General features: G+C 37.7%; 14 protein-coding genes and 1 pseudogene. 7 read left to right on the top strand and 8 right to left on the bottom strand.

The genetic code is table 11. The annotated features are described in order from the left end of the window. Positions 1-4 precede the first annotated feature (4 nt). Complete coding sequence (locus tag AAC069_RS12405; protein ID WP_339920783.1) at positions 5-409, top strand: nucleotidyl transferase AbiEii/AbiGii toxin family protein; 405 nt, start codon at positions 5-7, stop codon at positions 407-409. Positions 410-979: 570 nt separating this feature from the next. On the opposite strand, the gene AAC069_RS12400 is transcribed toward AAC069_RS12405, so the two are convergent. From AAC069_RS12400 to AAC069_RS12385, 4 genes are all read right to left on the bottom strand, one after another. Next, positions 980-1372, bottom strand: a complete 393-nt coding sequence (locus tag AAC069_RS12400) for a DsrE family protein (RefSeq protein ID WP_339920782.1) — start codon at positions 1370-1372, stop codon at positions 980-982. A 158-nt stretch (positions 1373-1530) separates the two neighbouring features. Next, positions 1531-2100 (bottom strand): TlpA disulfide reductase family protein, encoded by a 570-nt coding sequence (locus AAC069_RS12395; RefSeq protein ID WP_339920781.1) that lies wholly within the window; start codon positions 2098-2100, stop codon positions 1531-1533. A 109-nt stretch (positions 2101-2209) separates the two neighbouring features. Further along, positions 2210-2911, bottom strand: a complete 702-nt coding sequence (locus tag AAC069_RS12390) for a LytTR family DNA-binding domain-containing protein (protein WP_339920780.1) — start codon at positions 2909-2911, stop codon at positions 2210-2212. Beyond that, positions 2908-3939 (bottom strand): histidine kinase, encoded by a 1032-nt coding sequence (locus AAC069_RS12385; RefSeq protein ID WP_339920779.1) that lies wholly within the window; start codon positions 3937-3939, stop codon positions 2908-2910. The genes AAC069_RS12390 and AAC069_RS12385 overlap by 4 nt, the downstream gene beginning before the upstream one ends. 163 nt (positions 3940-4102) lie before the next feature. Here AAC069_RS12385 and AAC069_RS12380 point away from each other — a divergent pair, with 163 nt between their 5' ends. The 4 genes from AAC069_RS12380 (at position 4103) to AAC069_RS12365 (ending at position 11404) form a co-directional block, all read left to right on the top strand. Next, positions 4103-5488 carry a TolC family protein gene (locus AAC069_RS12380; protein WP_339920778.1) on the top strand — a complete coding sequence of 462 codons (1386 nt, stop codon included), beginning with the start codon at positions 4103-4105 and terminating at the stop codon, positions 5486-5488. Positions 5489-5500: 12 nt separating this feature from the next. Then, positions 5501-8785, top strand: a complete 3285-nt coding sequence (locus AAC069_RS12375; RefSeq protein ID WP_339920777.1) for an efflux RND transporter permease subunit — start codon at positions 5501-5503, stop codon at positions 8783-8785. Continuing rightward, on the top strand, positions 8775-9866 hold the full coding sequence (locus AAC069_RS12370) for an efflux RND transporter periplasmic adaptor subunit (RefSeq protein ID WP_339920776.1): 1092 nt from the start codon (positions 8775-8777) through the stop codon (positions 9864-9866). Before AAC069_RS12375 ends, AAC069_RS12370 begins: the two co-directional genes overlap by 11 nt. A gap of 110 nt (positions 9867-9976) precedes the next feature. After that, positions 9977-11404 (top strand): bifunctional metallophosphatase/5'-nucleotidase, encoded by a 1428-nt coding sequence (locus tag AAC069_RS12365; RefSeq protein ID WP_339920775.1) that lies wholly within the window; start codon positions 9977-9979, stop codon positions 11402-11404. Positions 11405-11529: 125 nt separating this feature from the next. On the opposite strand, the gene AAC069_RS12360 is transcribed toward AAC069_RS12365, so the two are convergent. The 4 genes and pseudogenes from AAC069_RS12360 to AAC069_RS12345 all read right to left on the bottom strand — a co-directional run bounded on the left by AAC069_RS12360 (position 11530) and on the right by AAC069_RS12345 (position 13159). Next, complete coding sequence (locus AAC069_RS12360; RefSeq protein WP_339920774.1) at positions 11530-11706, bottom strand: hypothetical protein; 177 nt, start codon at positions 11704-11706, stop codon at positions 11530-11532. Then, complete coding sequence (locus tag AAC069_RS12355) at positions 11693-11971, bottom strand: hypothetical protein (RefSeq protein WP_339920773.1); 279 nt, start codon at positions 11969-11971, stop codon at positions 11693-11695. The genes AAC069_RS12360 and AAC069_RS12355 overlap by 14 nt, the downstream gene beginning before the upstream one ends. A 13-nt stretch (positions 11972-11984) precedes the next feature. Continuing rightward, positions 11985-12416, bottom strand: a complete 432-nt coding sequence (locus AAC069_RS12350) for a DUF5675 family protein (protein WP_339920822.1) — start codon at positions 12414-12416, stop codon at positions 11985-11987. Between the two features lies 1 nt (position 12417). Further along, a pseudogene (locus AAC069_RS12345) lies at positions 12418-13159 on the bottom strand (hypothetical protein). Positions 13160-13425: 266 nt separating this feature from the next. Here AAC069_RS12345 and AAC069_RS12340 point away from each other — a divergent pair. Together AAC069_RS12340 and AAC069_RS12335 are read left to right on the top strand one after the other, a co-directional pair. Then, on the top strand, positions 13426-13554 hold the full coding sequence (locus AAC069_RS12340) for a helix-turn-helix domain-containing protein (RefSeq protein WP_339920772.1): 129 nt from the start codon (positions 13426-13428) through the stop codon (positions 13552-13554). A 140-nt stretch (positions 13555-13694) separates the two neighbouring features. After that, positions 13695-13973: a tyrosine-type recombinase/integrase gene (locus AAC069_RS12335; protein ID WP_339920771.1), complete on the top strand. Its 279-nt coding sequence runs from the start codon at positions 13695-13697 to the stop codon at positions 13971-13973. The last annotated feature ends 63 nt before the right edge of the window (positions 13974-14036 follow it).

Here is a 14036-nt window from a genome sequence, read left to right as displayed (position 1 = left end):
AGAAATGATTTTTGAAGTTACAGAACGAAACGTAAGCCATCCCTATTCCGACAAACTAGCATTAGAAAACACAATACCATGCTATAAAATCGAAGAAGTTTTATCCGAAAAAATCAGAGCCTTAATCCAGCGTTCTTATACTGCACCACGTGATTATTATGATATTTGGTACCTATCAAATAATTTCCCTGACTTAAACTGGAAAGTGATTGTTGAGGCTTTTTACAAGAAAATGAAATTCAAAAACATTGAGTTCACAGGAGTAGATCAATTAATCAATCCAAAAAGTGATAAAGCTTTAAAAGGGGCTTGGAAGAACAGTTTAGGACACCAAATTCAACCTGATAAATTACCAGAATATGTAATAGTTAGAGAAAACCTTTTGAAGTTGTTTGAGAACATTTTTTAATAATTAATATTTCTAAAAACATAATGTCAAAATAAATTTAATTATTTAAAAAGTTTAATCTATACAACAAACTATCATTATAAACATAACGGGGAAACAAGCGATCTCTCTGCGGTCGTTCCCTTTGTTCCGTTCGGCTGCTCCAGTCGGTCAACCCTACATTTTCATAAGAGCTCTTTTGGTAAATAAGCAATTTATCACTTCGATTTAATAGTTTGGTTTCCCTCCGTTCCACAGACACAGTACTAAAAAAACAGCAGTTCGAAAATATTTGTCTCCATTTCTCGCGCGGTTTCAATTTCTTTACCACCTGGAGTAGAACTTGTCCTGAGCGGAGTTGGAGGGTTATTCGATTGATTTTTAAGTAAAAAACTTAAAAATCAATCGAAAAGTTATAAATCGATAAAAAATAACTGTTCACTATTCAACAACAGCATATTCAGTTTTTCAAAAAGAAAAAGAAAAAATCCAGCAAATTTATCCGTCCTTTCATTACAAAATGATGAGTGACTGTAGTATGACTCCACAATATTCCACCTACTGCTATTAACCTTCGATTTAATCTTTATTTTAGATCCCTCCTTTAATGTAAGACCATCCTTGTTCTTGTTTGATAATTACTTCTACTATTCCACTAGGTACTGTTCCAACATTTTCAATGAGTTCCTCTTTAGTAATGTTTTTTTTAGCCATAGTATTTTCGCAAGCAACGAAAATCACGCCGTTTTTAATCATTATGGCAATGCCTTCCGCTACAGCAGATTTTTCAGTCATTACGAATTCAATACCCGGACCATAAGCGACTACTTCAATGGTGACATTGGCACCCCAAGTTTCTTTTATATTTTCGATGTTATTAATAAGTACTTTTTGTGATTGCGGATCGTTAGAATTCATTTGGAATACAACTCTATGTTTTTGATTTACTTCTGCTTTTTTTGATTGAGCATTACATGATGTCATCGTGATAAGAGCTAGAAATAATAAAATTAAGTTTTTCATAATTAGGTATTAGAATTTGAGTAAAAAATGTTGAGAGTAAAAAGAGTTTGAGTATTTATATCTATCGATAAAATGACTCCGTGAAAAAATAATTTTAAAACCTGTGATACGAGTCTGCATTAATTTTTGAGCAATTGATCTAATTTTTTTCTAAACGAATCACTATTCCAATCTGCAGTTCCGATTTTTGCTAATACCACATTACTTTGTTGATCAATAAGATAAGTAGCGGGTATCGTTGCAGACTCCATTTCTAAAGGAGGGTTGGAAACCGATTGAAATATTGGTAGGTTTAAATTTTTTTTAACTAAAAAAGCATTAGCTTTCTCAAAGGAATCGGTCGTCACAAATAAAAATACAATTTTATCTTGATAGTCCGCATATAATTTTTGCATACTTGGCATTTCGGCAATACAAGGCGGACACCATGTGGCCCAAAAATTAATAAAAATTATTTTTCCTTTAAAGTCTTCCAAAGATACCGTCTTTCCGTTTTTGTCTACCAACTGCCATTGGTAAGTCGAAAGTTTTTTTTGTTCAGTTGCTTCTATTGTCGTAGGCGAAAAGGCCAATAAACGACTTAATTGTATTTTAACAAAAGTTCCCAGCGGACTAAATAACAATAGTGCTAAAAGCACCACAAAAGCAATGTTTTGTATTGTTGTTTTTTTTGGTGTTTTCCAGTTCATTTTTCTTTTTTAAGTAAGGTTGGATAATTCAAATTCTTTGATGCTCTTTTTTAGCTTGCAAAACGGGTCTTATTTTTCTTGTTTTTTCAGTTAATCTTTATTTTTAATTTTATTGATTATCATTTAGCTTTAATCGTTCCGTCAATGCTCTTCGATAAGTAATTCCCACCGGAATTTTCTCATTACCGATCACCACCATATTACGCTCCCAATCCTTAATTTTAGCAATGGCTACTATATAGGATTTATGCACCCGCATGAAATGTTCTGCGGAAAGACTTTTTTCCAGTTCATTAGTCGTCATCGATGCGAGAAAAATTTTTTTTATCGTGAAAATTTTGACATAATTACCACAGCTTTGGGCAAAAAGGATATCCTTCACATTAAGATCAAGCATAAATCCATCAATTTTTACTGCAATAGTCGGGTTCATTATTTCAGTTTTTTCATCTGTGTAAGAAGAAAAGAAGCGCTCCATCGATTTTAAAAAACGGGGGAGATAAATGGGCTTTAGCAGATAATCAAAAATGCCAAATTCATAACTTTCCAATGCGAATTCCGAATAAGCCGTGGTCAATATTGTTTTGGGTGGTTCATTCAGCGTTCGTAAAAGCTCCAAGCCTGAAATTTCTGGCATGTCAATGTCTAAAAACATCAAATCAACTGGATTCGACCGAAGAAAATTTAAGGCTTCAATACCATTGTAACATTGCTGCACCAGTTCCAACTGTGGATTTTGACTGATATAATTCACCAACACATAATGAGCGGCAGGCTCGTCATCTACGATAATACATTTTCTTACAGTCATGCTTGGTGGAGTTCAATTACTAAATTAACGGTATAAGTTTGCTTGTTTTGCGTGATTATGAGATTATGTTTTTTTGGATATACTATTTCCATTCTTTCAACCGTATTTTTCAGACCTATTTTTGTGGAAATTACGTCTTTCTTATGTTGCGGAACCGAATTGGATACCTCCAAATACAATTTTCCTCCCTTAACCTTTACATGAATGGTTACAAAACACTTTTCGATAGTGGAAGCGCCGTGTTTGAAAGCATTCTCAATAAAAGTAATTAAAAGCATTGGTGCAATTTCATACTGTCCTTGCTGATCGCATTCGCAATCAAAATCAATACTGCAACGGTAACCTACCCTTTCTTTTTCAAGCTGGATGTAACTGGAAATAAACGAGATTTCATTTTCTAACGAAACGAATTCTTTGTTCCCTTGCTCCACCTGATACCGCATCAGCTGTGAAACTTCCATAATCATTTCTGAAGTGCGTTCCGGATATTGAAGGCTAATTCCATAAAGCGTATTCATGGTATTAAACAAAAAATGGGGATTAAACTGGTTCTTTAACGCATTAAGCTGAACCTGATTGGACAAAAAAGCCTTGTTTGTCCTGTTTTTTTGCTCCCGATAATGTTCTAAAATCTGTATGGTTCCCAAAATACAAACAAGTGTTCCAGACAAGGTTGCAAACTGAAACTGATATGTTTTTTGATGGGATGATTTGTATAAAAAGCAATTTTTATAAATATACTGGGTTGAGACTTCATGTAAAAAGACCGTAAACAAAACTATTAACCCAATAGTTAGAATTATATATAAAATCGGTTGGTGTTTTTTTAATAAAACCGGAAGCAGAAAAAAGCGGTTGAGCTGGGCATGAAAATAAAGCACGAAAAAATAGAGCAAACCGTTACTAAAACCTTTCCAACTTTGTATAAAAACCCAGTCGTTGAGTGTAAAAAGGATAAAAGAAAAAACCAAAATAGCCATTTCCTGCTCCCATTTATTTTCTAAAATCGCTTTAAATTTCCATTTCATTGCTATTCAATTAAAGCTCCAAAGGAACGACATATAATTTGAACAGCCACCGATTGAGTGACCAATTCAATTCGTCATTTATAAAAAGTGTTCGTCATTTATAACCCTCCAAAAGGAATTCCACAGGCTAGATTTGCAGTTCAAATTTATTCATAATACAATAATGAAAACAATAAAATTAACCCTTTTTTTATTTCTGGTTTTCCTTTCTCAGGGTTTTTCTCAGACGCTTCCGCTAAAAGAGGCTCTGGCAACCGGAATTGCCAATTACGGAACGATAAAAGCAAAAAGCAACTATGCCAATGCTTCCAAAGAAACAATCCAACAGGTTCGCAGAGAATATCTACCCAATGTCACGCTCTCGGGACAGCAGGATTACGGAACCGTTAACGGGCAAAACGGACCGCTTTATGGTTTTGGAGGGCTCGGAGTGGCTTCCTCGGGCCTTCCGCTGGAAAAGCAAAATTGGAATGCGGCTTTCGGTGCTTTATATCTGGTCAATGTCAATTGGGATTTTTTCACTTTTGGAAGAATGAAACAAAAAATAAATCTGTCTAAAGCAGACTCCCAGCGTTTCGAAAAAGATCTGAATCAGGAAAAATTTCAACATAAAATTAAAATTGCAGCAACTTATCTCAACTTATTGGCGAGTCAGCGATTGTTGATTTCCCAAAGAAAAAATCTTGAACGCGCTATGGTCTTTCAGAATATTGCGGCAGTCAGAGTAAAAAATGGACTTTTGGCCGGAGTAGATTCCACTCTGGCTTCCGCCGAAGTTTCCCGAGCTAAAATCACACTGAATCAGGTGAAAGACCAGGTTAAGGAACAAAATAACAAACTCATCGCGCTGATGGGCGTTTCCATTCAGGATTTTGTGCTCGACACTACTTTTGTCACGACAATCCCAAAAGCGATGCGATCGTTGAAAACTTCAAGCGAGAATTTGAATCCCATATTGGAATATCATAAAAGCAGGGTAGCTTTCAGCGAACAACAGCTTCGTCTTTTTAAAAAGGAATACTATCCTACCTTCAGTTTATTTGGGATATATCAAGCCCGAGCTTCTGGCTTTAATTCGGATTATGCCACAAATCAGAATTCTTTTTCACAAAATTATTTAGACGGTATTGATCCCTCACGACAAAATTATCTATTCGGTATTGGCATCAGCTGGAACCTGACCACTATCGCTCGAGTGCGCAAAAAAGTCAGTGCCCAGAAATGGATTGTCGAAGGTTTACAGGAGGAATACAAAGTAATCGACCAGCAATTAAAAATACAATCGGATGCGGCAGATGCCAAAATAAAATATGCTTTGGAAAACTATACGGAAGCTCCAAAACAGGTTCGAGCAGCACAACAAGCCTATTTACAAAAAACCACTTTGTATAAAAACGGAATGACCAATCTACTCGATGTAACACAGACCCTATATACATTGAACCGTGCGGAAACCGACCGCGACATTATTTACACCAATGTCTGGCAATCGCTTTTGATGAAAGCGGCAGCCACGGGAGATTTTGACTTATTTATGAATGAATTTTAATTATTTAAAACGATGAATTTAATACGTTTTGCCCTTCGCAAACCCATCTCTATAATGGTACTGGTTGCTGGATTATTCTTTTTTGGAATTGGTGCCGTCCGGGATATCAAAGTGGATATTCTACCAGAAATGAATCTTCCCGTTATTTATTTAGCCCACTCCTTTGCAGGTTACACGCCCGATCAGATGGAATCCTATTTCGCAAAGAATTATGTCAATGTAATGATTTTAGCCAATGGTGTAAAAGACATCGAGACCAAGAATATTCAAGGACTCACGCTGATGAAAGTAACTTATTACGAAGGAACTAATATGGCTCAGGCAGCTGCTGAAATCAGTGCGCTATCCAACAGAATCCAGTCCAGATTCCCACCGGGTTCCCAACCTCCGTTTATCATTCGGTTTGATGCTTCCTCGCTACCCATCGGTCAATTGGTTTTGAGTAGTAAAACCCGTTCTAATAATGAACTTCAGGATTTGGCAAACGTATATGTACGCTCCTCCTTTTCTGCTATTCCAGGACTGTTATCTCCGCCTCCTTTTGGCGGAAGCCCCAGAACTATTGAAATTAATGTAGATCCGGATTTGCTTCGTTCACATAATTTGACAGCAGATCAGATTGTGGAAGCCATCCGTACTAACAATAAGACCGCTCCTTCAGGAAACCTGAGAATTGGGGATATCAACTACATCATCCCTACCAACAATACCATTAAAGAAGTTAAGGATTTTGAAAAAATACCTTTGTTCAAAGGTGATGTCCCAAATTTATATCTGGGTGATGTTGCACAAGTTACAGATGGTGCCGATATTACTGCTGGATATGCTTTGGTGAATGGAAAGCGATCCGTTTATATTAGTATAGCAAAGGCCGGCGATGCTTCGACTTGGGATGTTGTCCAAAAATTAAAATCACAACTCCCTAAAATACAAAGTACTTTACCTAATGATGTAAAGCTATCGTATGAATTTGACCAGTCGGTTCATGTAATCGACTCGTTGAAAAGTTTAATAACTGAAGGAATCATTGGTGCCATTCTTACTGGCCTGATGGTTTTATTGTTCCTTGGTGATCGAAGAGCTGCATTAATTGTAATTCTCACCATTCCCATTGCTATCATTTCAGGTGTGTTATTCTTAAAACTATTCGGGCAAACTATCAATTTAATGTCCTTAAGCGGCTTGGCTCTTGCGATTGGAATCCTGGTCGATGAAAGTACGGTAACAATCGAAAATATTCACCAACATTTGGATATGGGCAAACCCAAGTCCTTGGCTATTTGGGATGCATGTAAAGAAATAGCCTTGCCAAAGTTGTTGATTCTACTGTGTATTTTGGCCGTTTTTGCACCTGCATTTACGATGACTGGAATACCCGGTGCCTTATTCCTTCCGTTGGCCTTAGCGATTGGATTTTCGATGATTGTATCCTTTTTACTTTCGCAGACCTTTGTCCCGGTGATGGCCAACTGGCTGATGAAAGCACATCCAAAAAAAGCGCATTCTTCAAATATAAGCGATGATGAAGCCGAGTTTAATGCATCTGGACTGACCATAGAATCAGAAGAAGATACTTTTGACCAGAAAAAAATGCTGGTTCAAAGGAACGATTTTAACAATGATGGCAAAATCAATTTTTTTGAACGATTTAGAAACCGTTACATGCGATTCATCAATCGGCTTTTTGACTATAAAAAACCGGTTACCTTGCTGTATATTTTTCTATCTGTGGGTTTAGTATTAGTGCTTTTGAATACTATTGGGCAAGATGTGTTCCCAAAAGTCAATTCGAGTCAATTCCAAATGAGATTGCGGGCTCCCGACGGAACACGTCTGGAAAGTACCGAAGACAAAGCAATCGCAGTGCTTAACGAACTGGAGAAAATGATTGGTAAAGAACACGTCGCAATATCCTCCGTTTATGTGGGGCAGCATCCGGGAATATTTTCCATTTCACCAATCTATTTGTTTACTGCCGGACCTCATGAGGCGGTTTTCCAAATTGGATTGAAAGATTATCATGTGGACATGGATATTTTCAAAGATGAATTTCGCCAGAGAATTAAAAAAATATTGCCCGATGTCAAAATTTCTTTCGAACCAATCGAACTGACCGACAAAGTGCTGAGTCAAGGTTCCCCGACACCAATTGAAATCAGGGTAGCCGGAAAAAATAAAAAACGAAATGAAGCCTATGCCAATAAACTCATCGCAAAACTTAATAAAATTGACTATTTGAGAGATATTCAGATTGCTCAGCCCATAAAATATCCTGCGCTAGACATCACTATTGACAGAGTTCGTGCCGCCCAATTAGGGATTGACATGAATGACATTTCTCGTTCTCTGATCGCTTCCACATCTTCTTCCCAATATACCGAAAAGAACATCTGGGTAGATGAAAAAGCTGGATTCTCCTACAACGTTCAGGTTCAGGTCCCTTTAAATAAAATGAAAAGTAAAAATGATCTGAAAGAAATTCCGTTGCTTAAAAATGCATCCCGTCCGGTTTTAAGTGATGTGGCCACTATTACACCTTCTTTCACTTATGGTGAAAATGACAATATTGGACCCATGCCCTATATTTCAGTAACTGCAAATATGGATCATGTTGATTTGGGAACTGCCACCCAAGCCGTTCAGCAAAGCATAGAAGCTCTTGGGGAACTTCCCAGAGGTTTGTTTATAGAGCAAATAGGTTTAAGTACCGTTTTAAAGGAAACCATGAGCAGTTTACAAACGGGTTTGCTTATTGCTATAATGGTTATTTTTCTGATGCTTTCCGCTAATTTCCAGTCTTTTAAAATATCTCTGGTTATCTTAACCACGGTTCCATCTGTAGTTTTAGGTTCCTTATTGCTACTTGTGATTACAGGCTCCACTTTGAATTTGCAATCCTATATGGGAATCATAATGTCAGTGGGGGTTTCCATTGCCAATGCTGTTTTGCTGATTACCAATGCGGAACAACTGCGAAAGCACAATGGCAATGCGCTGCAGTCAGCACGTGAGGCTGCTTCACTCAGACTTCGTCCCATTATTATGACCAGTATTGCCATGATTGCCGGAATGCTGCCGATGGCCATCGGACATGGAGAAGGCGGTGATCAAATTTCCCCACTGGGAAGAGCCGTGATTGGCGGATTGGTATTTTCAACCTTCACAGTACTTCTCGTTTTACCGCTGATCTTTGCTTGGGCAATGGGAAAAACCCCGGTACACTCTTTATCCTTAGATCCCGAAGACCCCGAAAGCAAACATTATATCTCATCTTTACACCACCAAAATGAAAAATAAATTATTAAAAAAATCGTTTCTGTTTTTAGTCCTAGCCACAGTTTTAACTGCCTGCAATTCTTCCGAAAAGAAAAAAATTGCGTCCGTAGAAACAAGTCCGGTTATCGAAACCTTTACCATCAGTAAAGAAAAATTAACAACCGAACTCCGTATTCCAGCTGAACTGGCTGGTTTTCAACAAGTAGATATTTATGCTAAAGTAAGCAGTTTTGTCAAAGAACTCAACGTTGATATTGGCGCACAGGTTAAGAAAGGACAGTTACTCCTCATTTTAGAAGCGCCAGAAATAAGTTCGCAATTGGCTGCTGCCCAATCCCGAGAGCTTTCACAAAAAGCAATTTATACCGCCAGCAAAAGTACCTTCGACAGGCTGTTTGAAACCAGCAAAATAGAAGGAACGATTTCAAAAAATGATTTGGAACAGGCTGCAGCGCGAAAAAATTCTGATTATGCCCAATATCTAGCTACCAAATCAGCTTACAAAGAAATTACAATTATGAAAAGCTATTTGGTAATCCGAGCGCCTTTTGACGGAATCATCTCTGCCAGAAATGTAAATCTTGGTGCTTTTGTGGGGCCGTCTGGAAAAGGATCAGAATTACCTCTGTTTACCCTTCAACAACAGGATAAATTGCGATTGCCTGTTTATGTTCCCGAGATTTATACCGGCTATCTGACTATTGGTGATGAGCTGATTTTTAATGTAAAGTCGATCAACAACGAGACCTTTCGTGCCAAAATTGCCCGAATGTCCGGAGCTTTAGACAACAGGCTTCGTTCAGAGCGTGTGGAATTGGATGTTTTTAATAAAAATCAAAAATTATTACCAGGGATGGTAGCCGAAGTGATTTTGCCAATAAAATCAAAAGACAGCAATTATGTTGTGCCAAAATCTGCTGTGGTGACTTCCAGTGATGGTGTCTATGTATTTGTAATAAAGAACAATAAAACGGTAAGAACGCCGATTCAGAAAGGGCGAGAATTGGAAAATCGAGTTGAAATTTTTGGGGATATTCCTGAAAACTCCCTCCTTGTAAAAATGGCGTCAGAAGAACTTAAAGACGGTACGATGGTCAAGTAGTTTTTCAAAATAAGTCTGATTTCTAATGCTGTATTTCCTATTTTTACATTACAAAACCTTAACTCGCCTAAAACCCTACAGTCATACTAAATTCTTAACACAACTGCTTTATGAAATTAGATATAGTTTACCTTAACGATGTGCATGGTTATCTAGAGTCCCATGCAGAATTATTTTATGATGGTGCTGATGAATTTATTGAAAATGCCGGAGGATACGCCCGTATTTCCACTTTGAAAAACAGCATGATGCAGCGCAATTCCAAGCTGCTGTTTTTCGATGGCGGCGACACTTTTCACGGAACCTTGCCTCTTGTAGAATCTAAAGGTCAGGCCATTGTTCCGCTGTTGAACAAAATGGGATTTAGTGCCATGGTGGGTCATTGGGATTTTGCTTATGGACCACAACAGTTGAAGCATTTGCTGTCGCAACTGAATTATCCAATGTTGGGTATTAATGTTTATAATGAAGATGGAACCCTTTTTCTAAAACCATACTCAATTATAGAAATCGAAGATTTAAAGGTTGCTGTAATCGGTATTTGCTCAGATATCATAGACAAAACGATGCCTAAGAAATTTAGCGAAGGACTAACCATCACAAATGGAGCGAAAGAATTACCCGGATATATTAAAGCCGTAAAAGCAGAAGGTGCGGATATTATTCTGCTACTTTCACACAATGGCTTTCCTCAGGATATGGCTATGCTTGACACTATTGCTGGAATTGATGTCTGCTTGAGTGCACATACGCACAACCGATTATATGAAACGGTGCAAGTCAATAATACCCTTGTGATTCAATGCGGTTGCCACGGTTCTTTTTTAGGGCATCTTGAATTAAACATTCAACAGAAAAAAATTGTATCCCACGATTATCAATTAATCAAAGTGTCTGAAACCATTGCAGAAGATCCTGAAATAAAAGATATAGTCACTGAAATCATGATGCCGTATCAAAATATGAAGAATACTGTAAGAGGGAAAACAGCCACGATACTGCATCGATATAATACGATTAACTCCTCCGCTGACGCCCTTTTATTATCGGCAATTAAGTTTGCGGCTCAGACTGATATTGCTTTTTCAAATGGTTGGCGTTATGGAGCACCTGTAGCAGCAGGAGCAATAACCGATTGGGATTTATACAATCTAATTCCAATGAATCCTCCTGTTTCAACAGTGGAACTTACAGGATTAAAAATTATTGAAATGCTGGAAGAAAATTTGGAGCGCACTTTTTCCCCTCAACCGATGATGCAAATGGGTGGTTATATAAAAAGAGCTATTGGGATAAAGGTCAACATGAGAATAGAGAACCCCAAAGGCCATCGAATTCAGGAAATATACATTGGCAACAATCCATTGGATAAAAAGAAATACTATACATGCAGTTTTGTAACCGTTCAAGGCGTACCCAAAAATTTTGGAAGAAATAGAAGTGAACTGCCTGTAAATGCAGTAACCGCGATGATTGACTACTTACAAACCCATCCCGATTTTGATGGCTGTAATTCTGCTATTTTCTCTTTAGTTTAATCAGTAAACATTAACAAAATAAACCTAATATCGAATTGAAATTACCATCCAGCCACGAAAAAAGCCTGATCTCACGATCAGGCTTTCGTATAAATTCGGGAAAAGGTTACCAAGCCAAACCCAAACTATTTTTTTCTAAATTTTATTAATCCTTTTAAAAGGAGCGAAACAACAAAACTAATAATCGCTCCTACAATTGTCAGAATAATGGTTTTCACAACGTCTTCAGAAACAATATTGGGTACTACACTCAATAAAGTTCCAGATGCGGTTCCAATTTGTAGGGTGTTATTTGATTCCATCTCTAGGTAAATTTTTATTGTTTTTAAGCATTCGATTTAGGAGATCCTCTTCTGATTTCGCATCATCATCAACTGTCATTTGACTCACTGCAGAAAGCACACCTCCAGCAACTGCCAGATAACCCGCAGCACTTACAACAACTGTTGGTAAAACTACCGGTGCCGTAATCACACTCCCACTTAGGGCCAACAAGGCCAAACCAATACTTCGCAATACCCTGAAAAACTTCGGAGTGGGCGATTTTGTTCTTTCTACTACATTCATAATTTATCTGCTTTTATTTAAGCCTGGTCATCCTGAGCGGAGTCGAAGGATTAGATTGGATCTTTATTTTCACTTCTTCGTTGTTTGCCAAAGCTTTATAAACAAGAGCTTTCAACTTCTCCAACGCTATTCGAGAGCCACTGCCCTTCCCTATTCTGGTATGGTTGGTTACGGGAGCGATGCAGCCCACCAGTTCTTTTTTAGCATCATTAGCAGGATGGATTAATATAAAATCTCGACCTGGAACATTTTGTAAATGCAAATCCCATTTGAGTTTTGGACTAAACCGCTTCTGTAAAACATATTCTCCTTCGGGAATACAAGAAATTCTCCTTTGGTTTTGCAACCAGGGCAATTCGATGGTATAACAAACTAAAGTGCCGTTCCAATCCAAAGCTCCTTGTGTTCCCTTGGGAAAATAGGTCCTATTCAAGACCAAAACGATCTTACAGACCGCTTACCTGAACCAATGCCAATGGATTGTATGACCCGTTTTTCAAAGGATACATTCTTCCATTTACCTCTTCCCAAAGCCAAGAACAATGGTTTTGTACTACCAGGAGTAACTTAATTGATATGATTGATATCAACGGTTTGACTCGAATCCCACGCTAGAATATTCGTTTCCGAAGTGGCAACCACAAAGGTTTCGCCTTCAAAATCTATTTCGGCACCTGCAGATATGATTTTGAAATGCGTGGTTCCGCTTGCAGCCGCAATCATGTTCGCAGGAACAAACGGCAACAAATCAATCATAATATCACCCGAAGCACGGTCAATTGTACCAACAAAAGGAGCAAATAAAGAAGTGCCCAGTTTGCCTCTAATGTTGAATTCGAAACCGGCAAGCAATTCTGCCTCACCATCAATCACATTACGCAAGCCGCGTTCACTTACCATATCTGCCTGAATGACTTTAATCATAGATTGAGTCAATCGACTTACCATTCTGCCATCAGCAGAATTAATGAGTAAAGTTCGCATTGCCGTTCTCAAAACTTTGCCTGCCTTTCCTGCTCTTCCAAATTCGGCTCCATTCTCACGTGTTCTCTGGAAGGCTGGATCGCTCGCAAATCTGCTCGCATCGACACCTCCCTTTTCCCTGGCTAAGTGGCCATCTTTGGTTTTGTAAAAAGTAATGTCCCCGATAGTACCTTTCAATTTGATTATGCCGTTCTGTCTTGCCATAATTCCTGAAATTTTAAATGAATAGTTTTGCTAAATACGCTCTCAATCATCATCCTGTTGCAACACTTTTCGAGTGATTAAAAACAAAGATGAAGTGAGTTTCAATGCAAAATTATAAGTACTGTTTCATATGGCAGCCAGCGGTATAAATGGCTGAAATCGATCTAAATGTCAGTTGGTACTCAGAATAAACCATATACCTGAACTATATGCTTTTACATATAATTAACTATATTTATTAAGAATCGTTGTAAATACATATCATCATGAGAACAATCGCAGATTTTGTAAAAGAGAAAAGAAATGAAGTAAACCTTACCCAAGAAGCTTTTCCAAAACTTGCTGGAGTGGCACTAACTGTTGTTCGTAAAATAGAACAAGGAAAGAAAATCTGAATCTCGAAAAGGTAATCAATTGCTTAAAATGTTTGGACATACCTTGGCACCAGCCAATACAAGGGAATTATTAAAAACAGACAATCCTATAGAATAAATAAAAAGTTCCAATTATCGTTTCAACTAGACTGCTCCCTATTTTGAGCAACCAAAAAATCAATAGCTACTTAAAGGAAATAGCGAATGTTTGCGACATTAAAATAGATTTAACCTTCCATATTGCCCGACATACTTTTGCGCCGACTGCAACACTTACAAATGGCGTTCCAATAGAAAGCGTCAGCAAAATGTTAGGCCATAAAAACATAAGAACTACTCAACACTATGCAAAAGTAGTGGATAAAAAAGTGAGTGAGTATATGATAATTTTAAGAAACAAATTCAATCTCGCAAAAAATTCGAATGGAATTAACTCATAAAATACATAAGTTAGCTCCTAGTAGTCCAAGTGCAACAATTGCACCTTTTTCAGTTTGTTAGGG

The organism is uncultured Flavobacterium sp., from assembly GCF_963974175.1.
Lineage (GTDB): Bacteria > Bacteroidota > Bacteroidia > Flavobacteriales > Flavobacteriaceae > Flavobacterium.
The sequence above is the reverse complement of the archived record's forward strand: the minus strand, read 5'-3'. Positions and strand labels throughout refer to the sequence as shown.